This window comes from Desulfofundulus salinus, assembly GCF_003627965.1.
GTDB lineage: Bacteria > Bacillota > Desulfotomaculia > Desulfotomaculales > Desulfovirgulaceae > Desulfofundulus > Desulfofundulus salinus.
The window spans coordinates 1,014,663-1,040,487 of the sequence record NZ_RBWE01000001.1; the positions used below are offsets into that span (position 1 = coordinate 1,014,663).

The 25,825-nt window shown below is 55.3% G+C and carries 40 protein-coding genes; all 40 read left to right on the plus strand.

The window, feature by feature from the left end; genetic code table 11:
- Positions 1–5: 5 nt before the first annotated feature.
- On the plus strand, positions 6–692 hold the full coding sequence (locus tag D7024_RS05220; RefSeq protein WP_121450839.1) for a hypothetical protein: 687 nt from the start codon (positions 6–8) through the stop codon (positions 690–692).
- 51 nt (positions 693–743) lie between these two features.
- A complete protein-coding gene (locus D7024_RS05225; protein ID WP_121450840.1) occupies positions 744–1,223 on the plus strand; it encodes a P-loop NTPase family protein in 480 nt (159 codons plus the stop codon).
- A gap of 186 nt (positions 1,224–1,409) precedes the next feature.
- Positions 1,410–1,985 (plus strand): HD-GYP domain-containing protein, encoded by a 576-nt coding sequence (locus tag D7024_RS05230; protein ID WP_243113701.1) that lies wholly within the window; start codon positions 1,410–1,412, stop codon positions 1,983–1,985.
- Between the two features lie 111 nt (positions 1,986–2,096).
- On the plus strand, positions 2,097–3,074 hold the full coding sequence (locus tag D7024_RS05235) for a ParM/StbA family protein (RefSeq protein WP_121450842.1): 978 nt from the start codon (positions 2,097–2,099) through the stop codon (positions 3,072–3,074).
- A 162-nt stretch (positions 3,075–3,236) separates the two neighbouring features.
- Entirely contained in the window at positions 3,237–3,500 is a 264-nt protein-coding gene (locus tag D7024_RS05240) for a hypothetical protein (protein WP_121450843.1), read from the plus strand.
- Between the two features lie 14 nt (positions 3,501–3,514).
- Positions 3,515–3,868, plus strand: a complete 354-nt coding sequence (locus D7024_RS05245; protein ID WP_121450844.1) for a hypothetical protein — start codon at positions 3,515–3,517, stop codon at positions 3,866–3,868.
- On the plus strand, positions 3,753–4,328 hold the full coding sequence (locus D7024_RS05250) for an LNS2 domain-containing protein (protein ID WP_125185625.1): 576 nt from the start codon (positions 3,753–3,755) through the stop codon (positions 4,326–4,328). Before D7024_RS05245 ends, D7024_RS05250 begins: the two co-directional genes overlap by 116 nt.
- 4 nt (positions 4,329–4,332) lie before the next feature.
- A complete protein-coding gene (locus D7024_RS05255) occupies positions 4,333–6,723 on the plus strand; it encodes a DNA topoisomerase 3 (protein ID WP_121450846.1) in 2,391 nt (796 codons plus the stop codon).
- 3 nt (positions 6,724–6,726) lie between these two features.
- Positions 6,727–7,584, plus strand: a complete 858-nt coding sequence (locus tag D7024_RS05260) for a S1 RNA-binding domain-containing protein (RefSeq protein ID WP_121450847.1) — start codon at positions 6,727–6,729, stop codon at positions 7,582–7,584.
- Positions 7,541–8,203: a hypothetical protein gene (locus D7024_RS14740; protein WP_165859280.1), complete on the plus strand. Its 663-nt coding sequence runs from the start codon at positions 7,541–7,543 to the stop codon at positions 8,201–8,203. Before D7024_RS05260 ends, D7024_RS14740 begins: the two co-directional genes overlap by 44 nt.
- 927 nt (positions 8,204–9,130) lie before the next feature.
- Positions 9,131–9,475 (plus strand): DUF4258 domain-containing protein, encoded by a 345-nt coding sequence (locus tag D7024_RS05275; RefSeq protein ID WP_121450849.1) that lies wholly within the window; start codon positions 9,131–9,133, stop codon positions 9,473–9,475.
- A 16-nt stretch (positions 9,476–9,491) separates the two neighbouring features.
- A complete protein-coding gene (locus D7024_RS05280; protein ID WP_165859281.1) occupies positions 9,492–9,770 on the plus strand; it encodes a YgiT-type zinc finger protein in 279 nt (92 codons plus the stop codon).
- Positions 9,771–9,874: 104 nt separating this feature from the next.
- Entirely contained in the window at positions 9,875–10,456 is a 582-nt protein-coding gene (locus D7024_RS05285; protein ID WP_121450851.1) for a hypothetical protein, read from the plus strand.
- Positions 10,446–10,760 carry a hypothetical protein gene (locus D7024_RS05290; protein ID WP_243113702.1) on the plus strand — a complete coding sequence of 105 codons (315 nt, stop codon included), beginning with the start codon at positions 10,446–10,448 and terminating at the stop codon, positions 10,758–10,760. Before D7024_RS05285 ends, D7024_RS05290 begins: the two co-directional genes overlap by 11 nt.
- 47 nt (positions 10,761–10,807) lie before the next feature.
- Entirely contained in the window at positions 10,808–11,056 is a 249-nt protein-coding gene (locus D7024_RS05295; protein ID WP_121452475.1) for a hypothetical protein, read from the plus strand.
- 62 nt (positions 11,057–11,118) lie between these two features.
- Positions 11,119–11,277, plus strand: coding sequence for a type II toxin-antitoxin system RelE family toxin (locus tag D7024_RS15555; protein WP_353928498.1), 159 nt, complete (start codon positions 11,119–11,121; stop codon positions 11,275–11,277).
- A gap of 204 nt (positions 11,278–11,481) precedes the next feature.
- Positions 11,482–11,622, plus strand: a complete 141-nt coding sequence (locus D7024_RS14745) for a hypothetical protein (protein WP_165859282.1) — start codon at positions 11,482–11,484, stop codon at positions 11,620–11,622.
- A 94-nt stretch (positions 11,623–11,716) separates the two neighbouring features.
- Positions 11,717–11,896 (plus strand): hypothetical protein, encoded by a 180-nt coding sequence (locus D7024_RS05300; protein WP_121450852.1) that lies wholly within the window; start codon positions 11,717–11,719, stop codon positions 11,894–11,896.
- A 78-nt stretch (positions 11,897–11,974) separates the two neighbouring features.
- Positions 11,975–12,208 (plus strand): hypothetical protein, encoded by a 234-nt coding sequence (locus D7024_RS05305; protein WP_121450853.1) that lies wholly within the window; start codon positions 11,975–11,977, stop codon positions 12,206–12,208.
- Entirely contained in the window at positions 12,201–12,395 is a 195-nt protein-coding gene (locus D7024_RS05310) for a hypothetical protein (RefSeq protein WP_121450854.1), read from the plus strand. Before D7024_RS05305 ends, D7024_RS05310 begins: the two co-directional genes overlap by 8 nt.
- 44 nt (positions 12,396–12,439) lie before the next feature.
- A complete protein-coding gene (locus D7024_RS05315) occupies positions 12,440–13,489 on the plus strand; it encodes an ArdC-like ssDNA-binding domain-containing protein (RefSeq protein WP_341466948.1) in 1,050 nt (349 codons plus the stop codon).
- Positions 13,490–13,565: 76 nt separating this feature from the next.
- Positions 13,566–14,006: a JAB domain-containing protein gene (locus D7024_RS05320; protein WP_121450855.1), complete on the plus strand. Its 441-nt coding sequence runs from the start codon at positions 13,566–13,568 to the stop codon at positions 14,004–14,006.
- 18 nt (positions 14,007–14,024) lie between these two features.
- Positions 14,025–15,029, plus strand: coding sequence for a toprim domain-containing protein (locus D7024_RS05325; protein WP_121450856.1), 1,005 nt, complete (start codon positions 14,025–14,027; stop codon positions 15,027–15,029).
- Positions 15,030–15,046: 17 nt separating this feature from the next.
- On the plus strand, positions 15,047–15,397 hold the full coding sequence (locus D7024_RS05330) for a hypothetical protein (RefSeq protein WP_121450857.1): 351 nt from the start codon (positions 15,047–15,049) through the stop codon (positions 15,395–15,397).
- A gap of 16 nt (positions 15,398–15,413) precedes the next feature.
- The gene (locus tag D7024_RS05335) at positions 15,414–15,770 is read left to right on the plus strand and encodes a hypothetical protein (protein WP_072868161.1); all 357 of its coding nucleotides are present in this window, start codon (positions 15,414–15,416) and stop codon (positions 15,768–15,770) included.
- Entirely contained in the window at positions 15,767–16,081 is a 315-nt protein-coding gene (locus tag D7024_RS05340; RefSeq protein ID WP_121450858.1) for a hypothetical protein, read from the plus strand. The genes D7024_RS05335 and D7024_RS05340 overlap by 4 nt, the downstream gene beginning before the upstream one ends.
- Positions 16,082–16,942: 861 nt before the next feature.
- Entirely contained in the window at positions 16,943–17,389 is a 447-nt protein-coding gene (locus D7024_RS05350) for a phage integrase N-terminal domain-containing protein (RefSeq protein WP_121450860.1), read from the plus strand.
- On the plus strand, positions 17,301–18,251 hold the full coding sequence (locus tag D7024_RS05355; protein ID WP_121450861.1) for a tyrosine-type recombinase/integrase: 951 nt from the start codon (positions 17,301–17,303) through the stop codon (positions 18,249–18,251). Before D7024_RS05350 ends, D7024_RS05355 begins: the two co-directional genes overlap by 89 nt.
- Before the next feature lie 23 nt (positions 18,252–18,274).
- Entirely contained in the window at positions 18,275–18,478 is a 204-nt protein-coding gene (locus D7024_RS14580) for a hypothetical protein (protein WP_125185627.1), read from the plus strand.
- Between the two features lie 106 nt (positions 18,479–18,584).
- Entirely contained in the window at positions 18,585–18,758 is a 174-nt protein-coding gene (locus D7024_RS14750; protein WP_165859283.1) for a hypothetical protein, read from the plus strand.
- A gap of 302 nt (positions 18,759–19,060) precedes the next feature.
- Entirely contained in the window at positions 19,061–19,231 is a 171-nt protein-coding gene (locus tag D7024_RS15560; protein WP_353961298.1) for a site-specific integrase, read from the plus strand.
- 81 nt (positions 19,232–19,312) lie between these two features.
- A complete protein-coding gene (locus D7024_RS15565; protein WP_353961299.1) occupies positions 19,313–19,540 on the plus strand; it encodes a tyrosine-type recombinase/integrase in 228 nt (75 codons plus the stop codon).
- Positions 19,518–19,823 (plus strand): tyrosine-type recombinase/integrase, encoded by a 306-nt coding sequence (locus D7024_RS15570; RefSeq protein WP_121450864.1) that lies wholly within the window; start codon positions 19,518–19,520, stop codon positions 19,821–19,823. Before D7024_RS15565 ends, D7024_RS15570 begins: the two co-directional genes overlap by 23 nt.
- Before the next feature lie 52 nt (positions 19,824–19,875).
- A protein-coding gene (locus D7024_RS05375) for an IS3 family transposase (RefSeq protein ID WP_494337206.1) occupies positions 19,876–21,001 on the plus strand; the annotation gives its coding sequence in 2 pieces (ribosomal slippage) (positions 19,876–20,156 and positions 20,155–21,001; 1,128 coding nt in all).
- A 223-nt stretch (positions 21,002–21,224) separates the two neighbouring features.
- Positions 21,225–21,416 (plus strand): AbrB/MazE/SpoVT family DNA-binding domain-containing protein, encoded by a 192-nt coding sequence (locus D7024_RS05380; protein ID WP_121450866.1) that lies wholly within the window; start codon positions 21,225–21,227, stop codon positions 21,414–21,416.
- A 15-nt stretch (positions 21,417–21,431) separates the two neighbouring features.
- A complete protein-coding gene (locus D7024_RS05385) occupies positions 21,432–22,646 on the plus strand; it encodes a DNA cytosine methyltransferase (RefSeq protein ID WP_121450867.1) in 1,215 nt (404 codons plus the stop codon).
- Positions 22,643–23,632, plus strand: a complete 990-nt coding sequence (locus D7024_RS05390) for a DUF4928 family protein (protein ID WP_165859284.1) — start codon at positions 22,643–22,645, stop codon at positions 23,630–23,632. The genes D7024_RS05385 and D7024_RS05390 overlap by 4 nt, the downstream gene beginning before the upstream one ends.
- Positions 23,625–24,041, plus strand: coding sequence for a very short patch repair endonuclease (locus D7024_RS05395; RefSeq protein WP_121450869.1), 417 nt, complete (start codon positions 23,625–23,627; stop codon positions 24,039–24,041). Before D7024_RS05390 ends, D7024_RS05395 begins: the two co-directional genes overlap by 8 nt.
- 14 nt (positions 24,042–24,055) lie before the next feature.
- Positions 24,056–25,090 (plus strand): S-layer homology domain-containing protein, encoded by a 1,035-nt coding sequence (locus D7024_RS05400; RefSeq protein ID WP_165859285.1) that lies wholly within the window; start codon positions 24,056–24,058, stop codon positions 25,088–25,090.
- Positions 25,091–25,119: 29 nt separating this feature from the next.
- A complete protein-coding gene (locus tag D7024_RS05405) occupies positions 25,120–25,488 on the plus strand; it encodes a nucleotidyltransferase domain-containing protein (protein ID WP_243113704.1) in 369 nt (122 codons plus the stop codon).
- Positions 25,489–25,825: the final 337 nt, after the last annotated feature.

Consider the following 25,825-nt stretch of genomic DNA (forward strand, 5'->3'; position numbering starts at 1 on the left):
ATCTTTTGCGCCGAGTTTTGATTTTCCTGGTGTTGCTGCTTCTACTTACCGCTCCTGCCCATGCTGAGATCCGGGTGGTGGGACAAGATGATTTGCCAGTCACTGTCGCTGGTTACCGGGTGTTGGACGTGCAGGATGAGCGGGAACTTGCCTGCGTGGAGTCGGTAGTCTGCGAGATCTACCACCTCCAGTCGGTGCTGCCAATCCTTGAAGAAAAGGACTGGTCGGTGTACGTGGTGCGGAAGAGGTGCAATGGACCTGCTGACGCAGCAACGGGGTCTAGCAGTGAAATTGCCGGGCTGGCCGTTCCGGGGAAAGCCTTCATATTTGCCAGCGGAGCGAACGCGAAATACCTTCGGGTTGTGGAAGAGAGCGACGTCGGAACGCTGGTTTTTGGAGTGCCTGCCTCCTCTTATCTTTCGGCTTACGCGACAGCTCACGAACTGGGGCACCTGGTACGGTTCGGGTATCTGTCCGAAGCCGATTTGCAGGAATACGTAAGGTTGCGCGGGCTGAAAGAGACGCAAAAGAAGAATCGGTACGATAACCCGGAGGAACTTTTCGCCGAGGACTTCCGCTGGCTCTTCGGCTCGGAGGCGGCTAACCGGGTGGAGTACAGGCCGTCTTATCCGAAACCGGGGGAGATAGAGCGGGAGTGGATCTTCAGGAAACTTACCGCTGGGTATCCGTAAAGCTTTCTTCTTTTTTTGAAACCACGATGAGAAAAAAAGGAGATGGACAGAGTGGAAGTCGAGAATTTACTGAAAGAGCTTTGCAGCACGAAAGCGAAAGTCAAATTTTCTGGTGCAACTGATACTGGTATGACCACCTGTCTTCGGACAATACGTTCAGCCGCGAACGAAAAAGTTATTTTTTTAGAAGACGACGGTGAGTTGTTCCTGCAAGAGGAACTAAACCATGATTCACCAGGCAAAACAATAGACATTGAGGAAATCTTATCTACGCTTAGAACTGTAAACGCCGGACATCCCGGCAGCATGATTATTGATGGGCAGAAAATAAATACTCGCAACCAGACAAGCAGGTTGACACTGTGTGATTTGGAAGAAAAATGTCAGCCGCCGAAAAAATTTTCACTAATCACCAGGCAAGAACTGGTGGAACGGTTGTTGCGGGATGTGCCTGCATCAAAACGAACATTGTCCAAAGTATTTGAAACTACCTTACAATGCCAGCCAAACTGCCTGCCAATTTTCGATTGAACGTTTTGCCCGGATTTTCCGAGCTTTTTTTTGTAAGGGGGGGGATTGTCCATCAGTGCCGGGCCCTTCTTTTTCGGGGTTGGCAGGCCTTTTCCTTTTGTGACAAATTTCTGATCAAGAAAGGTGGTCTTGCACGTGCACGCACTCATTCTCCACCGCCCGGGCTTGCCCGGGTGGCTGTCTGAAATGCTCAAATGCCAGGGGCCGAACAGGCTGGCTATGGAAATGCTTGCCTGGCACGAGACGCTGTATTATCACGCCATCGCCACGGCGGTGTGCGCCGAAGCTGTAGGCCGTGCGCTGGGCTTGCAGGAAAAAGAGCTGGAATGGCTCACCCAGGCGGCTTTCTTCCATGACTGCGGCAAGATTACCTGGCCTTCAGCGCTGGTAAGTAAAACCCGTTTGAGCGACGACGACCGGAAGCTGGTTAACGCCCATCCTATAGCGGGGGAATATTACCTGCGGGAATACTGGCCTGACGTGCCGGATCCAGTGTGCCGTATCGTTAGAGAACACCACGAGAGGCCGGACGGCTCCGGTTACCCGAACGGGCTGAGAAACGGGGATATACACCCGCTGTCGGTGATAGTTGCAGCGGTGGAAGTCTATACGGCGCTCTTGGAGCACCGGCCCTACCGGGACAAAAGTTTCACCCGGGCTGAAGCCCTGGCGGAGCTAGAAAGGCAGGGTTTTCCGGGGGAGGTGGTCCGGGTGCTGGCGGGCATAAGTAAGGTGGCGGTGGGGAAGGCAGTGGGGAAATAGATAATACTAGTGTTTTATACTAGTGTTATCGGTGTGGTAAAACGGGTGCTTTGAGAAATAGCGCGTTTAACGCGCTTTTTTTGTGACCATTTACCGAAAGGAGCTGGTTTTATGATAGCTATCGACGTGGGTTACAGCCATACCAAGGCCGTGTCTCCAGACCAACGGGTGCTCATTCCCTCCGTCGTAGCTTCGCACCGCGAACTGCCGCTGGCTGAACTGTCCCGTAACGGCTCCGGCCACGTGGTTGAAATTCGCAGATTGAACGGCGATACCAGCGATACCAAAAAGTATTTCGTGGGCGAACTGGCCCTGCGGGAAGGCCAGGGGGCAACGTTTACCCTGGACCGGGAGAAATACAAACATCCCAACCACGACATCCTCGTACTGGCAGCCGCCCGGCTTCTGGAGGCCCGGGAGGGAGCTACCCTGGTGGTAGGGCTCCCCGTGGCTTACTACCGCCTGCAGAGGGACGAACTTCGCAGGCACCTGGAGGCCCTGAATGCGATGGTGTCCGTAGATGGTGGGCCTCTCACCCGGCTCTCTTTCGGGAAGGTGGTGGTATACCCCCAGGGGGCCGGAGCGCTGCTGACGGCTTCCGACCTGCCGGATAACAGTCTGGTGTGCCTCGTAGACGTAGGCTACAAAACCACGGACTACGTGCTGGCCAGGGTGGCCGGTGGAAGAGTCGGCCCCGAAGGCGGCGGTTCTGTTGAGTACGGCGTCTTCCAGATGTATGAAGCTGTGGCAGCCGCCTTCGGGTCCACGACAGGGGCTCCTCTGGACATGAGCGTGGCAGCAGCCGTAGTCGCTCAGGGCAGGGTAACGTTCCGGGGCAGAGAGCTGGACCTGACGGCAGCGGTGAAGGCGGCCCGCGTCAATACCGCCCTGGCCATAGCCGACCGCGTGCTGGCGGCCCTGGGGCAAAAAGGGGACTTCGTGGCGAAGTTCTACCTGGCCGGCGGTGGGGCGAAAGCGCTACCGGAGCTGACGGATATGTTCCCGGCGGCTGAGGTCCTGCCGGACCCGCAGTGGGCCAACGCGGAAGGATTTTTGAGGGTTGTAACCGGAACCCTCAAAAGCGCGTAAAATCCGGCTTTGAGGGCAATTTTTCGCTTCAGGTACCGGTACTCCTTTGTGGCGCTGATCGTCGCGGTCATTAAGTGCCGGAACCGGAGCGGGAAAAAGGGGTCTGAAGCCGCATGACGCCTGGAAAAGAAGGTACCGGTACTCTTACAGGAGTGGTTCGTCGTGGCGAGGAATAAGACAAAGTATAAGCGGCTGGAATTGCGGCTGCCGGCTGACCACCCGCTGTTCAACTATCCTCCCGGCCAGCGGGCGGCCAGGGCGAGGGAACTCATCGACACGGCCATCCGTCTTGAAGAGCGGCTGTCGGAGATAGAGTGCCAACTGGCCGGGATTGCGCAAAAACTCACCGGTGGAGCGTGTACCAGCACCCGGAAAGTTCCCCAAAAGACCCTGGAGTTTGATGTGGAAGCATTTATGAACCTTTGAGCGAGGTGGTTTTCATGTTCGAACCCGCATACACCCGATTGGCGCGGGCAGTCGTTCTCCAGGCCGTTAAAGACGCTGTAAACCCGGTGAGGTGCGGCTCCCGCGATTATTCCGTCAGGAACATCAAAGCCGACGCCCGGAAATTCATCCGGAAAGCGGTACTGGAGGACGGCTACGAGCATGGTATATTCGAGCTGGCGGGCGTGGACCCCCGGCGGGTCCTGGCCCACCTGGAAGAAAGGATGAAGACACATGTGGATAGCGGTAGACGTGGACAACACCGTGGCAAATACGAACCTGGAGCTGGTGCGCAGGTTCAGCGTGCCGCTGAACAAATACCCGGCGCCGCTACCGCCGGGGTTTTTTAGTACCCAGGAAGGCCTGAAACTTTTGCAACGGGCAGAGCCGTTCCCCCGCGCAGCCGAGACGCTGAAGACCCTGGCGGACCTCGGCTACCGCATCGCCTACATCAGCTCCCGCCCCGGGGATGCCCTTTTTCTCACCGTGCGCTGGCTGCAGAAACACGGTTTCCCTGCGGACCAGGTGCTGTGCGGCCTGGACAGGCAGGGGAAGGCGGAGGTGGCCACGAAAGAACTGCAGGCCGTGGCAGTCTTTGAAGACGACCCGGTGCTCGCAGCGGCCCTGCTCAACAAGGTACCGGCGCTTTGGCTCAAAGACTGGCCGTACAACAGGAAGCTGCCCGCCGGGAAAGGCGCGAGATGGAACGCCGACAGGGTGATCAGGTTCAGGGCCTGGAGCGAGGTGGAAAAGGCGGTGGTCACCAGCAACCCGGACCTTGCGGCCCTGATCGGCAAAAAGGGGGAATAGCGTTTTGCGCAAGCTGGTTATAGCCGAGAAACCGTCCGTCGCCCGCGATATTGCCTCCGCCCTGGGGAAATTCGCGCAAAAAGACGGCTACCTGGAGAACGACCGTCTGGTCATCTCCTGGGCTCTGGGCCACCTCCTGGAGCTGGCCGACGCGCACGAATACGACCCGGCCCTCGTCAAGTGGACTCTTGAACCGTTACCCATTATCCCGGAGGAGTTCAAACTGCATCCAATCAGGAGTGGTGCGAAGCAACTCAAAATCCTGAAACAACTGCTCAATTCAGCGGACGTGGCGGAAGTAATCAACGCCTGTGACGCGGGGCGGGAGGGAGAACTGATCTTCCGCCGCATATACGAGTGGTGCGGCTGCAGGAAGCCAATTAAACGCCTGTGGCTTTCGGAGGCCACCCCCTCCGCAATCCGGGAGGCCTTCAAAAAACTCCGTGACGGCCGCGAACTGGATAACCTGGCCGCGGCGGCCAGGGCCCGGGCCGAAGCCGACTGGATCGTGGGGATCAACGCCACCCGGGCGTTTTCGGTGAAACACAAAACCCTGCTCTCCGTCGGCAGGGTGCAGACGCCCACCCTGGCCCTGGTGGTGCGCCGGGAAAGGGAAATCCGGGATTTCAAGCCGGAGACTTACTGGGAGGTCCGGGCCACCTTCCGGAAAAGCGGCGGGGCCACCTACCGGGGCAGGTGGTTCAGGGGTGGCGAGAGCCGCATCAAAGAAAAATCACGGGCGGAGGAACTGGTACGGGCCGCCCTGGCCGCCGGTTCCGGCAGGGTGACACAGGTTGAAAAACGCACCAAAACGGAAGCCCCGCCCCTGCTCTTCAACCTGAACGACCTGCAGAAAGAAGCCAACCGGAAATACGGAATGACGGCCCAGAAGGTCCTGGACACGGCCCAGGCCCTCTACGAAAAACACAAACTGATCACCTATCCCAGGACGGACAGCCGCCATTTAACGGAGGCACTGGCGCGGGACACCCTGCAAAAGCGCCTGGCCGCCCTGGAAAAATGCCCGGAATACGCGGAACTGGTCCGCCGTATAAGGCCGGGGATGATGCCGGGCAAACGTCACATCGACGACGCCGGAGTCACGGACCACCACGCCATCATCCCCACGGACGTGACTCCGGACCCGACGGCCCTCAACCCCGCGGAGCGACATGTATATGATCTGGTGGTCCGGAGGTTCCTGGCCATGTTTTACCCCCCGGCAGTCTACGACGAAACCGCCGTGGTCACCGAAGTCGGTGGCGAGACTTTCAAATCCGGAGGCCGGGTCGAGATCGAGCCGGGCTGGAAAGCGGTATACGGGCCGGAAGAAAAGGAGGAAAAGGATGGGAAAGATGAAGACGGAGAATCACAACCGCTCCCGCCCCTGGCCGAAGGCGAGACGGTCGCTGTCGAAGAAGCGGGGGCCGTCGAGCGGCAGACGAAACCCCCGAAACGGTACACCGAAGCTACTCTTTTGGCGGCCATGGAAAATGCCGGCCGCCTGGTGGACGACAGGGAAATGGCCGAAACCCTCAAAGCCGCCGGCGGCATCGGCACCCCCGCCACCAGGGCGGCAATCATCGAAACGCTGATCAAGCGGGGATACATCGAGCGCCGCAAGAAAACCCTGGTGCCCACCCCGCGGGGCGAAGCCCTGGTAGACCTGGTGCCGGAAAAACTGAAATCGGTGGAACTCACCGCTCAATGGGAAGACGGGCTGCGGCGTATAGAGGAGGGGCTGGATGATGCCCGGTTGTGGCTGGTTGGCCTCAAAAACTTCACGGTGGAGGTGGTGGCCATGGCAAAAGAACAGGAAGCGAACGGCGCGGTACACCAGAAGGAGGTGATGGGCAAGTGCCCTCTGTGCGGCCGTGACGTGCTGGAGTTTGCCAGATCATACGGCTGCAGCGGGTACAGAGACGGATGTAACTTTGCCATCTGGAAAGAAACCGCCGGAAAGAAGATTACGGCCAAACAGGCACAGGAGTTACTCCAAAAAGGCAGAACCGGCGTAATTAAGGGCTTCAAATCCAAAGCCGGCAAGAGTTTCGACGCCATATTGACCCTGGGGGAAGACGGCAAAGTCAACTTCGAATTTGCCGACCATGCAGGCCAGGCCCTGGGCAAATGTCCCCTCTGCGGCAAGGATGTCATCGAGGGGAAGAAGGGCTACGGCTGCGCGGGATGGAAGGAGGGTTGTAAATTCGTTATCTGGAAGGAGATCGCCGGGAAAAAGATTGCGGCCAACCTGGCAAAAGAACTGCTCCAGAAGGGCAGGACCGGCGTTATCAAGGGCTTTAAGTCCAGGGCCGGCAAGGACTTCGAAGCCGCCCTGGTCCTGGGAGAAGGCGGCAAAATAGAATTCGAGTTTAAAAACCGACAGGAGGGATAGGACATGCGTTTTGCGCCGGAAGGAACCAATTACAGGGATATAGATCCCTGGGACGCTCTTTACACGGCAAGGGACAAGGAACAAACCTTGAACGTAACCATAGTCAACGTAAGGTCAATTAACGGCCAGGGTTACACCTGGGAGGTCAGCTTTGGAGAGCAGGAAGACTTGTTCGGTATCGTTGGGTTAATTCCCGAATCGGAAAGCGGACTTCCGGAAGGCACATCAATGAACTGGTTCAAGCATCAAGTTGTGGCGGCGAAAATCAAGGGAATCGACCGAAAAAACAGCATAGTCGCCCTTACCAGAAAAGAGGTCGTGGAAGAAAATCTGCGCCGTATGATTGAACAGTTGGAAGAATCGGAGCAACTGCTTGCGCTGGTCAGGGCGTCCTCTCCGAGTGGCATTGTTGTGGACATCGGTGGTGGCGTATTAGTCAGGATACCCCGGAGAGAAATAAAGTTGTCCCGGGCAGTACCCGTTGAAGTACAGTATCCCCCGGGACAATTCGTAAAAGTGCAAGTGACCGGAATCGACAAAGCGGCAAAGAAAATCGACGTTTCAATGATAGACCCGTGGCAACCCGGAGAATATGTCCGTGGCGAGATGGTAACCGGGAAAATAATTCAAATTAAAGATAATATCGCCTTCGTTCAAACGAAACCCGGTTTGGTCGGTATCGCCCCATACCCTAAGAGCGAACAGGTAAAGATTGGGGAAACCGTGAAATACCAGGTGCAGAGGTACGATCCGGACAACAGAGTGCTCCACCTGGTGCGCTGGGACGAAGAAAGAATCCGGGGAAGGAGGCGGCAACGTGCAAGAAAACGCAGGGAACGGGCCTCCGAGCAAAGGTATTAATTACGCAAAAGGGATTGCCCTGGGCATGCCTCAATACAAGCGGGGGGACAACGAATCCATAGATTATACCGGTAGAGCCTTCGAACTAATGGAAATGCTGGCTGAAGCCACGGCAATGACTACCGGCGCGGCGGCCACCGCGTTGTCCTGTCACCGTAAAGTAGCTGGTTCGGCGTTCAACAGCCTGTGGTGGGCTGGAATGGTCCGATGGGTCAACGTATTTGCCGAAATAGGGCAATTCAAGGGGCAGTTCCGTCTCTGGCTTCCGGCCGACGGCAGGCCGCCGAAGGACGCACAGGAAGCCTGCCGCCTGGCTGCGCTGGGGCTTTTCTATGCTCTGGCCAGGAACGAAGTGCCCGGTTTTAAATGGCAGGTGGTTAGGAACGGGAAAAGCGTTGTTATGGCAGAAATGCGTTTTACCGTTGCTGATAATGCAACTCAATGGATCATTGACGCTCCCCGCCGGGAGGAAAACCCTGTTCCGAATGCCGACGTATATATTTTCCCGACCCTCCGGGAAGGAAAAATCCTCACCCCGCCGGGCAAAATGTACACCGCGGACGAACTGCTCTTTGCGCCGGGTGAACTGCGCCGGAAAATTTTTCAGAAAACCACTTGACAGCCACATGGTAACCTGCTAACCTTTGGGTTAAGGATATAGACACAAGTTTTAAACTTCTTGCCTATCAGGACGCCTTTCTCTTGATACGGGTGGAAGCCCCGGAGTGGTCGCCAGCGATGAGCGGGCGAATTCACTGGCAAGAAGTGCTCCGGGAAAAATTCCTCGCGATGAGCAGGGTGTACTCTCGGGGCAGGTGCGTCACGGCGATGAGCAGACGTACCGGACCTGCGTCACGGCGATGAGCAGACGTAGGCGGCGGGACCCAGCCGTAAGGAATGGGCAAAACGGTACGACTGCACGGCGATGAGCGGCAGGGTACCTTGCCTGGCCGGAGCTGTATCCGGCCCCTGGGGTGAGTGGCATTAGGTCACAGCGGTAGGAAGGTGGACTCTTCCGAAGGCAACCGTAGTAACCCCTTGTAACCGAAACGTCCCAAGCGCTATAGGCCGGAGGTTGCCCCCCTCTATTAGCGTTGAAAGTTGGATGAGAGGTATGGCCGACCTCGACATGAAATGGGCTAACCGCCGCAGACCGGGAAGGCCCGACCCAGCGGCGCTACAAGCGGTGAGGAGTGGTCGTCCTCAAATCAATGGGCGGTGTCGCGTTAGCGGCCCAGGAGTTCCAAATACTGGGACGTACGCGAGATAAGTACGCCACCGGTCGGCATACGGAAGAAGGCAGCGGTTTTGGCCGGTTTGAAAAGGAACTGCTGCGCATTGATATGCACGCCTCATTAGCGTGCGCAAGAAACGGAATATTAGCAGCAAAGAAAGACACTTTGGCGGACGAAAGCAAGAAGCAGTTGCTTGCTCTGTTAAAGTGTTTTTCTGTTTTTTGCAAGCCCTCCGCGGGCGTTGGAAACGGGCGCCCGCGGGAGAAAAACCCGGGCGCTTCAATTTCGAGAGAAAGGAGGCAGCCCGGGAAATGTATGACGGCAAAGAACGATGGCGGGAAGAAATGATCCGCATTCGCCGTGCCCGTATCCGGTTTTCCAGGCATTGCCGGAAGCGGATCAAAGCAAGAGGTATAACGGTGGAAGAAGTGTATAACGTTATAAAGAACGGAGAGATCATCCAGGGCCATGCGCCGGGAATGTACGGAAGCAATCCGGATCCTGTGAGAGTGGTTATGGGTCGTGGGAACGGTGGTCGGATCCTCCATCTGGTCGTGGCGCTTCACGGGAAAACCGTAATACTGGTTACAGCCTACGAACCGGATCCGGATGTCTGGGAAGACGATCACCGGACTCTCAAATCGCCCCGGAAATAAAAGGAGATGCGATATCATGGAGAAGCTTGAGTTGGTCGGCATTTGTGCCGGGTGCTACTACGAGAACGCCGAACTTCGGTTTAAAGAAAAAACGCTGGTAAAAGATGGCGCAGCGCTTTGTCTCAAAAGAATCCCCTATTACTACTGCCCGCGCTGCGGAGAGGAAACTTACGATCTCGATGTCGAAGTTTTTGTGGAACGGGCAATAAAGAGGTTTACGGAAGGAAACGGAAAAGGCGAAACCATCGACGTTGGTAACCTGTTCCGCGTTCCTTCCGAGTCGGCAGTACAGTAAGGGATGCGAGTGTAAAGAGAAATTAAGGGCCGCCGGCCTGCAAAACCAATCATCATTTCCAGGGAGGTGATTGGGCGCGGGCCGCAGGCCCGTAGCCCGGAAGCATGAAAGAAATGCTGGTCAAGCTGGTTAAGGAAGTTAACGAAATGCCTACGGTAATACGCGACATAATGGCCGCCAGGACGGACCTGGAAAAGAAACTTTCCCAAGGCGGGGACGAAGAAGCCCTCCGGGCCGTCAGGGACAACCTGGCGCACACCGACCGGGAACTGGAGTGGCTGCGTTCCCGCCAGACGGCCGCCGTAGCGACCATCAACCTGCTGTCGGCGCTCATCGGCGCGGGCAGAGCGGATGACGCGCAGGCGATGCTGGCGGCGCTGGGAGAAAATAAGCAGGAACGGGCGCAAAAGTCCGAAAGCAAACCCGAAAAGGAAAACAAAGAAAAGACAAAAGATCAGGAAGAGCTGAAGATCGGCACGTTCACCATCAAGGAAGCCAAACCCGGCAAGAATGAAAGCACCATTTGGGCTATTGCGGTTACAGCCGATAACGCGGAGTATAAGATCTGCGCCAAAAATGGCACCGGCAAGGCCCTGATGGAAGCCGCCGGCAAGCAGGCGAAAGTCAAGTACCGCCCCTTAAGCGGTGACAGGCTGTTCGCCGTGAGCGTGGAGATTGTCGGATAACCGCCGGGGTGATAAACTGGAGGTGAAGGCGGTGATAACCGTGGGAACCATGAAAGAAACAGCGGCTGCAACTGAGCCGCCGGAACTACCTCCGCACTGGTTTCTCTACCTGGTGGAGAGAATGGACCGGATGGAGAACAACCTGCGGAGCGAATTCCGGGAAGAGTTTGGTGGCGTTAAGCAAGAAATTAACGGTTTAAGACAAGAACTGCACGGCATCTACCGCTGGTCAATCGGTCTTCTGATGACCATGCTGCTGGGATTCGGCGGCATTATCGTCACGCTGGCGGTGACCTTGCGGTAGCCGAGTGTAAGGGAGAGCCGATGATAAATGAAAGAGGAGTGGTGAAGATGGTCTCTCCGAGATATAATGATCTCGGGGTGATTACCATGGCTATTGCGAGGGAGTATGTCAAGGCCCTTATAGACCGGTTGAGCGATGAACAGGTGCAGGCATTGTGGGTTATTCTTAACTCCATGGCCTGGCCAACTGAAAAGGTTTCACCGGAAGAAGCGGCTGAAATCGAAGAATCGTTTGCCGAAATAGATGCCGGTAAAGGCATAAAAGCCGAAGATGTCTGGAGGGAACTCGGTGTATGATATAATCTTTTCCCCCAAGGCTATTCGGCAACTCAAGTCTGGCGATTGAAAGAAACCTGCGGGTGTTTCCACCCCAAGGTGATGTTCTTAAGCTGGAATACGCGGATAATCGCTTTAGGCTTCGGGTGGGTGACTGGCGTGTGACCTTCCGGTATCGGTTTGAAAACCAGGAGGTTCATATTGCCGAGGTAGTCCATCGGAGCAAAGCATACCGCAGGTAAGAAGATTGGAATACGGCCGTCAAGGCCAGAAAGAGGACGGAAAACGGGACATTCATGTTCCGACCGTCCTCTTTTGCTTTATTAAGGAAAACTTAATCACTCAGGCGGCCCGGCCCGCCTAACTCACTTCAGATAAGGAGGTGAGATGGGGGCGGGTCGCCGGGGGCCTGCCCCGAAAACATGGGCAGAGCAGGGACGTACCAGTTGCTGGACTTAGTTATAGAAAGGCTCATGGAGCTGGAGAAAGACTTGGCTGAGGAGCTGGCCGCCGGTTACCCCTTCCGGGACAGCCTGGATGAGTTGATAATCAGGCTGGTCGACTGGCGGGACAGCTTTCGGGAGTAAAAGATATCGGGCCTCCCGGCCCAGACCGTTCTCAAGAAAGGAGAAATGGGGCGAGACGTAACGCCCGCCCCATAAGAGGAAGGGGGAAGATAAAATGTCCCTTGCAGAAAGGCGATCTCCCTCCGACCCGGCACCAGACTGGGTCGATCAGACTTACGGGCAGAGAGTGTCTAGCGCACTTATGACCCTTAAACTTTTCGGTTTCCTGAGTGAAGAGGAGGCAGTTATTATAGCTGCCAAAATTGATGAATGGATTGCGAAGAATACAAAGTAAGCTAACTGGGCCTTCCGGCCCAAACCATTTCCAGAAAGGAGGGAATGGGGCGGGCCGGAAGGGTCCGCCCTGGAGAGAATGAAATTTGAGAGGGTTAAGCCGGGGGTGCTGTTCCGCACCCCATGGCACAAGGACCGCCTGTTCTATAAAGTCCCACACCCCCAGCCCTGGGAAGACGCTGGTCCCTGCCACGCCTGCGGCACCATTGCCGTATGGAACGCACGGGCCGTCGAAACTGACCACCTGGTGCACTTTTGCCGGAATGAGGAAGTCATCCCGGTGAAAGTAGAAGGGGGAAGGGAAAATGACTAAAGAGTACCTACAGGGCGACGACGCGCAGTGGCTTCTCAAAGAGGGATACTGCGAAGTTTGCCTGCGCCCGGCAGAGGAATGGGCTAGGCCAGACCGTTTCGGGGGTTGCCTGGTCCACGGCGATTACGACAGCCGGGGCAATCTGGTAGGCTTCCTTTGCCCGGACTGCGCAGAGGCGGAAAGGTAAACTAACCGGGCCACCGGCCCAAACCATTTCCGAGAAAGGAGGGAATGGGGCGGGCCGGTACCCCGCCCCGGATCATGAAAGAAGAAAGATTGCGCGAAGCGCTTGAAAAGCTGCTGTCAATGTTCAAAAGTGGCAACCTGCCGCCGGCGGTGGCCCGGACGATGATCCGGCGCCAGGCGGGTGATGAAAGGCCGTCTGACAAATGGAGCCTGGGCAACCGCCTGCTGATGTACCTGGCCGGGACCGAGGACGCCAGGGGTTTCAGACAGTGGGAAGAAGTAGGGCGGCACGTTAAAAAGGGCGCGAAAGCGTTCCATATCCTCGCTCCGCTGACCAAAACCAGGAAGGTCAAAATACGGGATCCCGAAAGGGGCGAGGAGCGGGAAGAAGAACGCCCTGTGATTGTGGGTTTCCGGTTTATACCGGTGTTCCGTCTGGAAGATACGGAGGGTAAACCCCTGCCGGAGATAAACTACATGCCTCCCGAGTTGCCTCCCCTGTTCGACGTGGCGGCAAGGCTGGGGATCAAAGTTAGATACAGCCCTGGAGACGGCAGCTATTACGGCAGTTTCCAGCCCGGACTTAAAAGGATCAACCTGCACACTCACGACGTCAAAACGTATTTCCACGAGTTGGCGCACGCGGTGCATAACACCATCCGCCCGCTGGTGGGAGGCCAGGATCCGGTGCAGGAAGTGGTCGCCGAGACAGTGGCCTGTACCCTCTGCGAGATCTACGGCTATACCGGATATGCCTGGCACGGGTGGCAGTACATCAAAGCCTGCGCCGGCGGCGAGCCGAAACAGGCGCTCAAACTCGTAATGAAAGTGCTCTGCGAGGTCGAGGAAGTGCTGGAAAGGATCTGGGAAGCCGCCAACCCGGAAGAGAGGGGGGTGTGCGGCTTGACATACCGGATCTGGGAGGCACAAAACGCAGGTGAAGATACCACCTACCTGGTGGCAATGTCCGCCATGCGGGAGATTTCCCTGCGCGAGGAAATTGCCCGTGGCGAGAGGTTGATACGGCTGCTGCGCCTGGTGGCGGAGACGGAAGATCGGAACCGGGCACGGCGGATGGCAGACTGCGAGATTTAGAACTTCAGGCGGCCCGGCCCGCCCAATCACCTGAAAAGGAGGTGAAAGGGGCGGCGCCGGCGGCCGCCCCGGGAGCATGAAGAAACGGGTAAATATCGTTTCGGTGAAACTTGTCAAGGAAGCGGGTATATTTTACGCAGCCCGCAGAATAACCAGACCGGAGGATGTGGCCGATCTGGTTCGTGACTTTCTGGAAGACGCCGATCGGGAGATCTTCCTGGTTATATGCCTTAATGCCAAAAACGAACCGACGGCAATCCATACGATAGCGGTAGGTACGCTGAACAGCGTCCAGGTCCACCCCCGGGAGGTCTTTAAAGCGGCAATCCTGGCCAACAGTTACCACATAATCCTGGTTCACAATCACCCGAGCGGTGACCCGAAACCTTCCGATGAGGATATGGCTATCACAAGAAACCTGGCCGAGGCCGGGAGAATAGTCGGCATCCCGGTGCTGGATCACATCATCATCGGCGACGGAAAGTTTGCAAGCCTGAAAACAAAGGGATTGATTTAAGCAGAGGGGGGATCGGGGGTGCAGGCGGAACACCGTTACCCCGAGGAAAAATTCATTCCGGTGAAACCCTGGCGCCCCTGCCCCATCTGCGGCAAGGGCGACTGGTGCGGTTTCAACAGCTTCATCGCCAGCTGCATGCGGGTGCGCGAGGGCTCATTCAAGGAAGTAATCCTGAGCAACGGCCAGGTAGCCTACCTCCACTGGCTGGAACCGGGCATGGTAAACCTGCCGGCGTTCATGAAAGATGATTCAATAACCGCGGCGCAAACCGCGCCGGTGGAAGTGCGGGACCGGGTGTACCGTGACTTCCTGCGACTCCTTTACCTTCACCCGCGCCACAGAGAGGACCTGCTCCGGCGCGGGCTGACTGAATGGGAGATCAGAAGGAACGGCTACCGGTCGGTCCCCGAAACCGAAGCCCCATGGTCGGTCTGCAGGCGCCTGATCCGAATGGGCCATGACCTGGCCGGCATCCCCGGGTTTTACAAGGTCCGGGGGCCGCGAGGCGGCACCTACTGGACCTTCGACCGTCAGCCGGGATACTTCATCCCGGTGCGGGACGAAAAGGGCCGGATTCAGACCCTGCAGCGCCGCATGGACGACGCCCGGGGCGGGAAATATAAGCTGTTCAGCGGTCACAAGAGCCGGGGCGGTTGCTCCTGCGGCACCCCTGCCCACGTGACCAGGCCCGCAAAAGTCGAAGACCGGCGGATATGGATCACCGAAGGCCCGTTGAAAGCGGACATCGCCTGCAAGTACCTGGGCGCCGTCGTGGTGGGCGCATTAAGCGCCGCCACTTGGCGGCCGGCTATACCGGCTATCCTGGCTCTTGAAGCAAAAGAAGTCATAATCGCCTTCGACCGGGACGTGGAAAGTAACCCGGAAGTGGCACGAGCATACTTGACCCTGAAAGTGGAACTGAAAAAGCACGGCCTGGCGGTTAGCCGGGCAGTGTGGAGCGATAAAAAAGGCATTGACGATGCCCTGGCGGCCGGTATGGAAGTGCGGGTCGTCCGGGCATAAGAAAGGAGATGGGTCGAATGTCAAGAGTCATCAAAAGGGTTCCGGCTGAATATGTTACCGAACAAATCGGTGGCGGGGTTATATGCCCCAAATGCGGAGCCGGTAACTGGAAAAGGACCACTCCCGAGAAGTGCCCCATTTGCGGAACGATGGAAGTGCCGGATCCTGTCAGGTACATCAAAAGGCGAATTCCGGGCTATGTGGAAGTGCGGTGCGACTGCGGTGAAACCGTCATCTGCGACGGTTTCACCAACACCTGCGACCGCTGCGGAAGGGATTACAACTGGAACGGTACCCTGCTGGCCCCGCGCAGTCAGTGGGGTGAAGAAACCGGGGAAACGGAAGGGGATATAATCCTGGGAGTTTAAGGGGGTTAAATTACGAATGATGGAAGTACAGGCATCTTTACATGATAACAGATGGCCGGTAAAAATACACCCGCTCAGAGCACCAGGTAACTACGTGATTACGGGGCGGGGTACGGAGATGTGGATTGCCGTCCGGCCGTCCGGTGGTATCGGCGGAGGTAGTCATTTAATAGCGGTTATCAACTTCAACCGGTGCGGCTGCCTGGATGCCGACAAGTGGTCTGCGGCGGACGTGCAGCAGTACATCGGAATCGAGAACCCGGTGGATGCAGCCACCCTCGCCGCTGCGCTGGATGTGATTTTAGGGCGAAAACAAGAGAACGGGGTGGCCGGCACGACCTGGAAAAAACCATACGGGAGGTATAAATGGTGAAAATGATACAACTCGAAGAAGCTCTCAAAGACCACTACGCCCGCCGGGCTGCAAGGGCAATCGAGGCGGAGGACGCGGATGCTCTTGCCAGGGTAATACCGCGCCACGTCATCTATGAGAAACCCGGGATGGCCCTTGAGATTCTGGGCAGGGCGGTAAATGTAGCAAGCTGTGAGACCTACAGGTGGGTACAGCAATGGCTCCGCAATTCCGACAACGACTGCCTGCGGGCCAGGGGAGACAAACGATGGCAAGTGATGATCCTGCTGGAGGCCGTTTGCAAGAAGAGTAGCGTTGCGGAAGCGGTGTAGATATAGATCAGCTCCGGATGGCGAGGAGGCGGGAAGAAGAAACATAATTTTCCGCCTTAATGCTCAGCTCAGGAGCTTTGTTTCTGAAACGCCACATGCGCTGAATGGCGCTGTGCAGGCAGACACTCCCGGGACTGAGAACGTGGTTGAGGGGTGCCGGCCGCAGGGACGGCACCTGCTCCAACCTTAATCAACCAACGGAGGTAGGACGCCGGCTTGCAGCCGGCTCCTTCCCCGCCGCAAATTAGCGGCGTTGCCGGATCCCCGGTTATGACGCGATTGATCGCTGACTAACCACTCCATATGGAGTATGGGGTCCACACCATGGGCCCTGGCGGCACCTGCCGCCCCCATAAGTAGGGTAACGGGGCCTCAGTGAATGCTTAACAAGCTCATAAAGGCGTGCGAGGCGGGCTTTGAAAGCCGGCCGTCGGGAGCACGCAGACAACAAAACAGGCACCACCCCCGGGGCGGTTGCCCCGCAGCGGACGGGGCAAGGGCCCCGGGGGTGCAAGCCCGGGCGCAGCCCGCCGGGCAAACCGCGGAGCGGCAGGCAACGGGCGTAAGCCCGCACGGCGAAGCCGCAACCGGGCGCAAGCCCGCACCGCGAAGCGCAAAAACGGGCGGAAGCCCGTCTCAGGTCACCGGAGCGAAAGCGGAGGGGGCACTGAGACGGGCGCAGCCCGCGACGGCGAAGCCGCAAAAAATAAGGCCCGAAGGGTAATCTGCAAGAGGTTTCCACCGGTGCAAACCTATGTGATGAGGATCCGGGGGTGATGAACCTCTAGGGAGTTTTTGTCTTTTTTGCAGTGACGGCGAAGCCGTAAAAACAAAAGGAAAATACAGATCAGGGGGGATAAAATGCTACGGGTTTCCTGGGAAGATACCGGAAATCCCATCCTCGACCGCCTAGGGCGGCAGTTCGTGGAAAGGGTAGCCCGGTATGCAAGGGGTGGCTCTTATGAGAAGCGCCTGGAGCGGTTTCGCAAGTACGTAAAATTTCTTTGCTTCTTGGCAGAACGTTTTGCGCCGGAAGACATACGAAACATACGACCCCGCCATGTTGCAGCGTTCGCCAGACACTTAAAAGAACAGGGGAGGAGCGGACGAACTATACTTTATTATTTTTCCATCATCCGCTGGTGGCACCGGCAGATCCCATGGCGAAAGTATGAAATGCCCGAGAATAAGGTGCTTCTGGAACTGGAGGCGAGGCTCGATGACAAACGATTCTGTGAAGAAATCAAAAACAACTGCCGGCGCAAAAAGTTCCGAAGGGGTATACAGAAATCTCTCGGCTCAGCTTGAAAAAATCTGGCGTGAGGCGGTAAAAGACACGACCCACGCGATGTCCAAAAAATCTCATTTCCGGTACCGGGAGAGCATGAAGAACTTCCTTTGGTTCTGCTCGGAAAAATTTCGTTTGCAGAAGATCGCCAACATCGGCGAAAAGCACCTGCGGGCATACGTGGAATACCGCCGCCAGGAAGGCATATCAGAAAAGACGCTGAAAAACGATCTGGCGGCGGTGCGGTTTTTCCACCGCTTCACCGGTTCGCGCAATGAACTGCCGGATAACCGGGCGCTGGGGCTCGAAAAGACTCCGGCCGGCGGCAAAGATAGGGCCTGGACGGAAGAAGAATACCGGCGGATGCTGGAGAAGGCCGAAAAACTGGGCCGTGCGGACGTGGTGATGGCCATGAAGCTGGCCCGCCACGCGGGGCTCAGGATCCACGAGTGTACCAGGCTCACGGTGGGCCACGTCCGGGACGCCCTGAAGGATGGAAAACTGGAGGTCAAAGGGAAAGGGGGCCGGGTGCGCCGAATCCCGCTACGACTGGAGTTAAAGGTGGAACTGGAGCGGTTCCTGGAAGAGCGCGGGGGGACCAGGGGGGAGAAGATCTTCGTCGTGCCGGGCGAAAAGACGCACAGAGTCATCAAAAGCATCCAGAAATTCATCGAGCGGCACCGGGAAGAAATCACCGACCGGCCGATTACCTTTCACGGATTGCGTCACGCATACGCCAGGGAGGAGCTGGCCTGCCGGTTGGAGCATCCGGAGAAATACGGCCTCCACAGGGTAAGTCCGGAAAGGGCGGCAAAACTGGAGGTGGCGGAGCTTCTGGGCCACGGCAGGCCGGAAGTGACCAGTGTTTATACGGGGAAGTGACTCCAAAAGAGTTCGTCAATTGGGTGGAAATTGACGTGCGAACAGGCAAACCTTTGCCCAATCAACGTGATTTGCTAGGTAAGACATATTCTGACCCGCATGGCAATGTTATTGAGGTTGTAGATGTTTGCAGCCTCTTTCCTACGACGCACGTTGTTGTCGAGAAAAAAGCCACTGGCGAACGCTGGAGCGTGGCGGCTGAATGTATACGGGAAATTGTGGGCTAATGCTAATGCAATACTGAAAAAAGTGTAGGTTTTTATTCGATTTTTTGATTGACTTTTGCTGGCTTAAGAAAATTGAAGTAGAAAAAGAAAGAAGGAGGTTAAAATAATGAAAGTTAAAGTAGAAATTATTATGGAGGTGCCCCACTGGTTTACTGAAGACGATATAGAGAAAGATGTGATACAAGATTTTGTAAGAGACGGTTACAATCTTGCCGAAGAAGATATTTTATCGATTATTGCGATTGACCCAATCAAAGAGTTACCGCTTGAGGTTGATTAATGTGTGAATAAAAAATGTCGTGTAATACTCATTATCCGACGTTTTGGCCTTGGATTTTGCGGATAATGAGCGGCTTTCTAAGGTCGTAAGTTAACTAAAAAATGTCGGATAAGTAGAAACAGCAGTCGGCGCTATCAACCCGGCTGCTATTTTATTGCTTTTTCTTTAGAATTGAGTTTGGGAGGGCTGAAAATGAATGAGATTCTAAATGCTTTTGGGCAGTATCTTCGCGGAGAAAAAGATGCTAGTTCCGCCACGGTTCGTGCTATCTAAACGACCTGAAAAAGTTTTTCCGATGGTATCTGGAAACGACCGGGGAGACTCCCAAATTTGATGCTATCGGGCCATTGGATATTGCTGAGTTTAAACGTTATATGCAGAATCGGGGCCAAAAACCTGCTACTATCAACCGGGCATTAGCTTGTCTTTCTACTTTCTTTACCTGGGCGGTAGAGCAAGGTCACGCCGCTTAAAATCCTGCCGGCGGCGTGAAACCGGTGCCGGAAGTGAGACCTGCTCCAAAGGTACTTGGGCGGCGCGAGCAGTTGGCGCTCATGCGGGCAGTCCAAAAAGGCGGGCGGGTACGGGATATAGCCATAGTCACACTTCTTCTCCACGCCGGTTTGAGGGTATCGGAAGTATGCGCTCTTACCCTCGATGATATAGTCCTCGGAGAGCGAATAGGAAAAGTGATAATCCGTCTGAGGGAAGGCGGTAAGCGGCGCGAGGTCCCGCTTAACGCAAACAGCGAGAAAGGCAATAAAGGATTGGCTCGGGGTTAGAGGTGAAGCCCCCGGTCCCTTATTTACCAGCCAAAAAGGCGGTTTCTTGTCTGCCCGGGCAGTTGAATGCCTGCTTGCAAAATACGCATACGACGCTCATTTAGAAAAGGCAACTCCTCACGTGCTTAGGCATACTTTCTGCAAGTCTCTTATTGATGCCGGCGAAAGCCTGGACCGGGTAGCAGTTTTGGCCGGCCATTCCAATCTCAACACTACCGCCCGTTATACAAGACCTAACGATGACGACTTACAACGAGCAGTGGACCGTTTAGCATGGGAATAATATAATGGACCCAGAAATTTAGACACGAAAAATGGGGGTCCTAAGCGTCAGAATGGGTACTAGGAAACAATATCCAGCCGAGATTAAGGCTAAAATCGTACTGGAAATTCTCAAGGAAGAAAAATCCATTGCCCAAATCGCTTCTGAATATGGCATCCACCCCTCTGTCTTAAACCGGTGGAAAAATACGGCAGTAGAGAAACTGCCTTCCCTCTTTACCGATGAAACGAAAAGCATAGAGAACATGAAATCAGAATACGAGAAGAAAATCCAAGACCTCTACGCAGAAGTCGGTCGTTTAACCACTGAGCTGACCTGGCTTAAAAAAAAGAGTGGCCTCTGAGCTTAGCCGAGATGAACGCCTAGGTTTGGTGGAATGGGGCCATCCAGAACTATCTATCAAAAAGCAGGCGGAGCTTTTAAGCCTAAACCGCTCTAGCTTATACTATCACCCAGTGCCCCTTTCCCCAGAAGAAATAGCCATAAAGCACCGCATCGACGAAATATACACCGAGTTTCCCTTTTACGGTTCCAGGCGCATTACGGCCCAGCTTCGAAGGGAGGGATTCTTAGTCAACCGCAAAGCCGTCCAGCGCCACATGCGGGAAATGGGTATAGCCGCCATCTATCCCAAGTCCAACTTAAGCAGAAGAAACCATGAGCATCGAGTATATCCCTACTTGCTGCGAGGCCTTCCCATTACTTATCCCAACCAGGTCTGGGGTATAGACATCACCTACATCCGGTTAGTCAGGGGATGGATGTACCTGGTGGCCATCATGGACTGGTACTCCCGCTTTGTGGTAAGCTGGGCCTTAGACCAGTGCTTGGAGACAGCCTTTGTATTAGTGGCGGTAAAAGAAGCCATGGCTAAAGCCAAGCCGGAGATAATGAATAGTGACCAGGGAGCCCAGTTTACCGACCCGGACTACATAAAGCTCCTAGAAGGAGCGGGTATAAGGATCAGCATGGACGGCAAAGGCCGGGCTACTGACAACATTTTCACCGAACGCCTCTGGCGAAGCCTTAAATACGAAGAAGTTTATCTCAACGAATATCAAAGTCCCCGGGAAGCCAGGCAGGGTATCTCTCGATATCTAGAGTTTTACAACTACCGCCGACCTCACCAATCCTTAAAATACAGGACGCCGGCAGAAGTCTACTATGGAAAGGACTAAGACATATTATGCCAAATCTGGAATCTGAAAAATTTGTCTATAACCTATTTCATACCACTATTCACCAAATTGAGCTTATCTTTCCACGCTTAAAATTTTAAAAATCGTGTCTTGACAAAGGGGTCCACCTTATAACTCCTTTTCGGCAGGATTTCTTTCTTTTGTGTCGAATTGGTTAATATGCCCAGATTCTTAGATTCTTAGGTGTTAGGCGGTGATTGTCTTGACCAAGAAACTCTATACGCCAAAGGTAGGCCCCAAAGGTTTGATGACCCTGCCCAAGCAAATAAGAACGGCCCTTGGAATTGAAGAAGGAGACAGAGTGCTTCTCAAGGTCGAGCCGGGCGGCAAGGTCGTGTTGGAAAAGGCTCTCATCTTTTCCGCGAATGATGGCGCGTCTAATTCGGAGCGCTAAGACAGGAGGACAAGCATGGCAGTAATCGGACCTTTAACCTTCTACGAGTTTTTCGCGGGCGCTGGTTTGGTCAGGCTAGGCCTGGGAGAAGCGTGGCGCTGCGTGTGGGCTAATGACATTGACCCCAAAAAAGCTGAAGTATATATCCATAACTTCGGGCCGGACGAGCTTACGGTTTGCGACGTGGCGGAAGTAGACCCTTCGTCTCTGCCGTCAAAAGCGGACATGGCCTGGGCCTCCTTTCCCTGTCAGGACCTTTCTTTGGCCGGGTGGCGGCGTGGCATGTCGGCTGAGCGAAGCGGAACGTTCTGGGCCTTTTGGCGCATCATGCGCGACTTGCATGACCGGGGCGACATGCCGCCGATGGTAGTCTTAGAAAACGTGGTAGGACTGCTTTATGACGATGACTTCCCCGGTCTTTGCGAGGCGTTGGCCGCGTTGGACCTGCAATTTGGCGCTCTGGTCATAGACGCGAAGCATTTTCTCCCCCAGTCAAGGCCGAGGGTGTTCATCGTAGGCGTTAAAGCGGACATTGACGTGGAACCGTTCCTAACTCAAACCACGGAAGGAAGCCCTTGGACCCCTAAAGCGTTGCTTGCCGCGCACGCCAAATTATCCCCATCGCTTCGCGGGCTTTGGCGCTGGTGGAAGCTGCCGGCCCCTTCGTTTCCGGTCCCTTCTTTGGCGGATTTGATTGAAGAAAACCCTTCGGTAGATTGGAATACCCAGGAAGAGACCCAAAAGCTTCTCGAAATAATGAGCCCTTCCAACCGGCAAAAGATAGAAAAAGCGCTTTCCTCCGGAGGCCGATGGGTGGGGACGCTGTATAAACGGACCCGAAACGGCGTTCAGCGGGCTGAAGCGCGTTTTGACGGCATCGCTGGCTGCTTGCGGACCCCTCAGGGGGGGTCAAGCCGGCAGACGGTTTTGATTGTGGACAAGGGAGAGGTCAAATCGCGCTTGCTTTCGCCGAGAGAGGCCGCCCGGCTGATGGGAGCGCCGGACACGTTTTGGCTGCCAGACAGATACAACGACGCGTATAGGGCTATGGGGGACGCGGTCGCGGTGCCGGTGGTGTCCTGGCTTTCGCGACAGTTGCTTATCCCCTTGGCGTTGACGGCCCAGACCGCTTCAAGGCAACAAAGCCCAAGAAAAGGCGACAGATGGTCTATTCGCTATCGTTTGACGGCAGAACGGCTTGCTTCAGAGTGGAGGTCGGCGCGGCAATGAACAAAGAAGAGCTGTTTGAGGAAGTTCTGCGGGAACTGATCGCTTGGTATGACCAACAACGTCCCGGCCCTGGCCGCGAACCGGAAAGATACGTGGTTTGCGCCGGCCTGGCCGTTTTGGAAAGGATGAAGGCATCTTACCCTCTCAGGCAGGAGGATTACATCACGCCTAAAAACCAGGTCCGGACAAGCGGGCCTCTAATCAGAGAGATTTTGGCGCGTTTCGGAGAAACGAGAAATTACGCCTCCGAAGGCGGGCGCACCACCAGGGGGACCCGCACGGCGGCGGATTCGCTGGTCGAGAGGCTTAACAACTGCGCTTGCCGCGACCAACTCGCCGCCCTGGACCCCAATGACCGCGGCGACATAGTTCACGGCCTGCAAGGGTGGCTTGCGGAAAAGGTCAAGGAATACTTCAATCAGCAGCGGCTTGAAGTTGAGGTCGATTTGTCAAAACCAGGCCCGCAAATAGTCGGAGACATACTCGCGGCGGCAGCCGAAAGGAAGATGGCGGGAGCGGTGGCGCAGCACCTGGTGGGAGCTAAACTGGCTTTACGGTATCCTCACCTTGTGATAGAAAATTACTCCTACACCACCGCCGACCAGCAGCTAAACCGCCCTGGAGACTTCGTGGTCGGGGACACGGTTTTTCATGTGACCGTAGCGCCAATGCCCGCTGTCTTGGAAAAATGCGCAAGCAATTTGCGCAACGGGTATCGGCCCCTTCTTCTGACGCCGGAAAGCAGACTGGCTGCCGCCCGCCAAATGGCGGAAAGCCTTGGGATTGAAAAATCCACGGGCATCTTTCCTTTAGAGTCTTTCGTGGGGCAGAACGTCGAAGAGATGGCCGAATTCGGCAAAGAAAAGCTGGCAGAGCAAATGCGGAATCTTCTTCTGAAGTATAATGAGCGCGTAGCGGAAGCGGAGACCAACCGGGCTTTGCTGATAGACGTTCCTGCTAATCTCGGAGGAAACTCTGATGACTGATAAAGTGGACGCGGAAACGCGCAGCCGCATCATGGCTCGCGTTAGGGGCAAAGACACGAAGCCGGAGCTGGCGGTCCGCAAAGCCCTTCACGCTGCGGGATTCAGGTTCCGGTTGCACCGAAAAGACCTGCCGGGCAATCCGGACATAACGCTCCCGCGATACCGGACAGCGGTGTTCGTTCACGGCTGTTTTTGGCATGGACACGACTGCGCCCGCTTCAGGATGCCCTCCAGCAATGTCGCTTATTGGCGGCGAAAGATTGAACGCAACAAAGAGAGAGACGCTGCGGTTTTGGAGGAGCTTCAGCGAATGGGATGGCGGGCGTGGGTCGTTTGGACCTGTGAAATTGAAAAAGGAGTGCGCGAACTGATACGGTTTTTGGAGGATATAAAAAAAGACCTTGACTAGCTGGGAGGATGACTATGGTAAAACAAAAACTCATGATGGTGTTGGCGGTTCTTCTTTTGGTTTTGGTCACTGCTGCGCCGGCTTTTGCCGGAGGGCTGTTCCCGGACCTGGACGGTCACTGGGCCGCTGACCAGAGCTATTTGATGTATGACCTTGGCGTGTTTGGCGGCTACCCGGACGGCACTTTCAAGCCGAACAACAACATAACCTGGGCGGAGTTCATCGCCATTGTAGTGCGGGCCTTCGACCTTCCCAGCGCTCCGGCGAATACCGTCCTGCCTTACGAAGATGTCAAATCGGGTGACTGGTTCTACGACCCGGTGGCTCGGGCCTACGCCGCCGGAATTCTGAAGGGATACGGCAGCAAGCTGGAGCCCAATAAAGCCATTACCCGGGGCGAGATTGCCAGGATAGTGGTCCTCAACATCGGGGAAAACGGCGCTCCCTTGAATAAGGTGGCCCAAAACTTCTCTGATGTCCCCTCCGGCCACCTCCTGGCCGAATACGTCAGCAAGGCGTCTGTTCTGGGCATAATCGGCGGCTATCCCGACGGCACCTTCGGCCCCAGCAAAACCGCTACCCGGGCGGAAGCGGCGGTAATGGTCAACCGAGCCATGGAAGCTGAAGCGGCTGAAAAGGTCCTTCCTGCAGAAGAAACATTGAAGGCTGCTATCGAGGGATATGCCGACCGCTGGGCTTATGTTCAGTTTACCTTTGCCAGAGACAAAATAAATGATTATCTCAAAGATTATGCGCTGCCCTCAGTTATCAAATGGTACAGGGATACCATGCAACCTGATGAACCCATTCCCGGCGTATACGGAAGGTTGGAGCCCGGAACTCTGCAGATTAAGGTACTAAACCGCTCCCGCACTCTGGCTAAAGTAGAAGCCCATTATGAGGTAGGCGTAAGAATCCGGAGGGCTTCGGATGGCGCTGAAGCAGAGGTCATGGCAATAAAAGTAGATGAAGTATTGCTAATGAAGCTCAGCGGCGGGAAATGGAAAGTCGGCGTGGTATACGACCAAAAAGCGACTAAAATTCGATAACAACACCATCAGACCAACAGGCTGGTTTTTTGACTACAGTTCAAGCCCCGGCAGGTAATAATTTCGTGCCTATTAATAAACGAGCTGAAGAGATCGTTAAATCATACGCGAAAGCCCTCAGGAAAAAAGATGTTCCGGTGAAAGTAATAATTTTATTCGGTTCCCAGGCAAGGGGAACCAGCGTTCCGGGATCCGATATTGACGTACTTGTGGTGACGGAAAGGCTTGACAAAAAGATCCGCGATACGATTGTAGATGAAGCCTTTGAAATCAGCCTGAGAGAAGACATTCCGGTGATAGCTCTGGCGTGCGATATTCAAGAATTCGATTCTCCCTCATTTAAAGTTAATCCCTTTTACCGCAACGTTACTCAAGAGGGGGTAATTTCCCATGGATAATAATGATTTCAAAGAAAGAGTTTGCACGCACGAAAATGGAAAAGGCCTGGGACAACTGGGGTGATGAGAGATATTCATTTCTCTGAGATTGAAGATTTGAAGATCGAAAATTTGAAGAAATAAACCCGGTTTCGCCGGGTTTTCCCTTTTTTGGGTCCGGTTTATCCGGGCCTTTTTCTTTTTTGGACAATTGAAAAAGAGGTGGTTTTTATGAGATGGTCGTTATCCCGGGTGAAGGAGGAGGTTTATTCAGCTTTTAGACACATGCCCGCGTTGGCTAGAGGGGGAATTATGGCTGGAACTTCAGCGCTGGCCCTTGGTGGCCTCTATCTCCTCG

Coding starts and splice junctions, on each gene's coding strand:
- D7024_RS05285 (WP_121450851.1), top strand. CDS start 9,875: ATGAAAGAAATGCTGGTCAAGCTGGTTAAGGAAGTTAACGAAATGCCT.
- D7024_RS05295 (WP_121452475.1), top strand. CDS start 10,808: ATGGTCTCTCCGAGATATAATGATCTCGGGGTGATTACCATGGCTATT.
- D7024_RS14750 (WP_165859283.1), top strand. CDS start 18,585: ATGAAAGTTAAAGTAGAAATTATTATGGAGGTGCCCCACTGGTTTACT.
- D7024_RS05305 (WP_121450853.1), top strand. CDS start 11,975: ATGAAATTTGAGAGGGTTAAGCCGGGGGTGCTGTTCCGCACCCCATGG.
- D7024_RS05330 (WP_121450857.1), top strand. CDS start 15,047: ATGTCAAGAGTCATCAAAAGGGTTCCGGCTGAATATGTTACCGAACAA.
- D7024_RS15565 (WP_353961299.1), top strand. CDS start 19,313: ATGCGGGCAGTCCAAAAAGGCGGGCGGGTACGGGATATAGCCATAGTC.
- D7024_RS05395 (WP_121450869.1), top strand. CDS start 23,625: ATGACTGATAAAGTGGACGCGGAAACGCGCAGCCGCATCATGGCTCGC.
- D7024_RS05260 (WP_121450847.1), top strand. CDS start 6,727: ATGCGTTTTGCGCCGGAAGGAACCAATTACAGGGATATAGATCCCTGG.
- D7024_RS05335 (WP_072868161.1), top strand. CDS start 15,414: ATGATGGAAGTACAGGCATCTTTACATGATAACAGATGGCCGGTAAAA.
- D7024_RS05235 (WP_121450842.1), top strand. CDS start 2,097: ATGATAGCTATCGACGTGGGTTACAGCCATACCAAGGCCGTGTCTCCA.
- D7024_RS05355 (WP_121450861.1), top strand. CDS start 17,301: ATGACAAACGATTCTGTGAAGAAATCAAAAACAACTGCCGGCGCAAAA.
- D7024_RS05400 (WP_165859285.1), top strand. CDS start 24,056: ATGGTAAAACAAAAACTCATGATGGTGTTGGCGGTTCTTCTTTTGGTT.
- D7024_RS05300 (WP_121450852.1), top strand. CDS start 11,717: ATGTCCCTTGCAGAAAGGCGATCTCCCTCCGACCCGGCACCAGACTGG.
- D7024_RS05275 (WP_121450849.1), top strand. CDS start 9,131: ATGTATGACGGCAAAGAACGATGGCGGGAAGAAATGATCCGCATTCGC.
- D7024_RS05280 (WP_165859281.1), top strand. CDS start 9,492: ATGGAGAAGCTTGAGTTGGTCGGCATTTGTGCCGGGTGCTACTACGAG.
- D7024_RS05230 (WP_243113701.1), top strand. CDS start 1,410: ATGCTCAAATGCCAGGGGCCGAACAGGCTGGCTATGGAAATGCTTGCC.
- D7024_RS05245 (WP_121450844.1), top strand. CDS start 3,515: ATGTTCGAACCCGCATACACCCGATTGGCGCGGGCAGTCGTTCTCCAG.
- D7024_RS05310 (WP_121450854.1), top strand. CDS start 12,201: ATGACTAAAGAGTACCTACAGGGCGACGACGCGCAGTGGCTTCTCAAA.
- D7024_RS05315 (WP_341466948.1), top strand. CDS start 12,440: ATGGGGCGGGCCGGTACCCCGCCCCGGATCATGAAAGAAGAAAGATTG.
- D7024_RS05385 (WP_121450867.1), top strand. CDS start 21,432: ATGGCAGTAATCGGACCTTTAACCTTCTACGAGTTTTTCGCGGGCGCT.
- D7024_RS05320 (WP_121450855.1), top strand. CDS start 13,566: ATGAAGAAACGGGTAAATATCGTTTCGGTGAAACTTGTCAAGGAAGCG.
- D7024_RS05390 (WP_165859284.1), top strand. CDS start 22,643: ATGAACAAAGAAGAGCTGTTTGAGGAAGTTCTGCGGGAACTGATCGCT.
- D7024_RS05250 (WP_125185625.1), top strand. CDS start 3,753: ATGTGGATAGCGGTAGACGTGGACAACACCGTGGCAAATACGAACCTG.
- D7024_RS05350 (WP_121450860.1), top strand. CDS start 16,943: ATGCTACGGGTTTCCTGGGAAGATACCGGAAATCCCATCCTCGACCGC.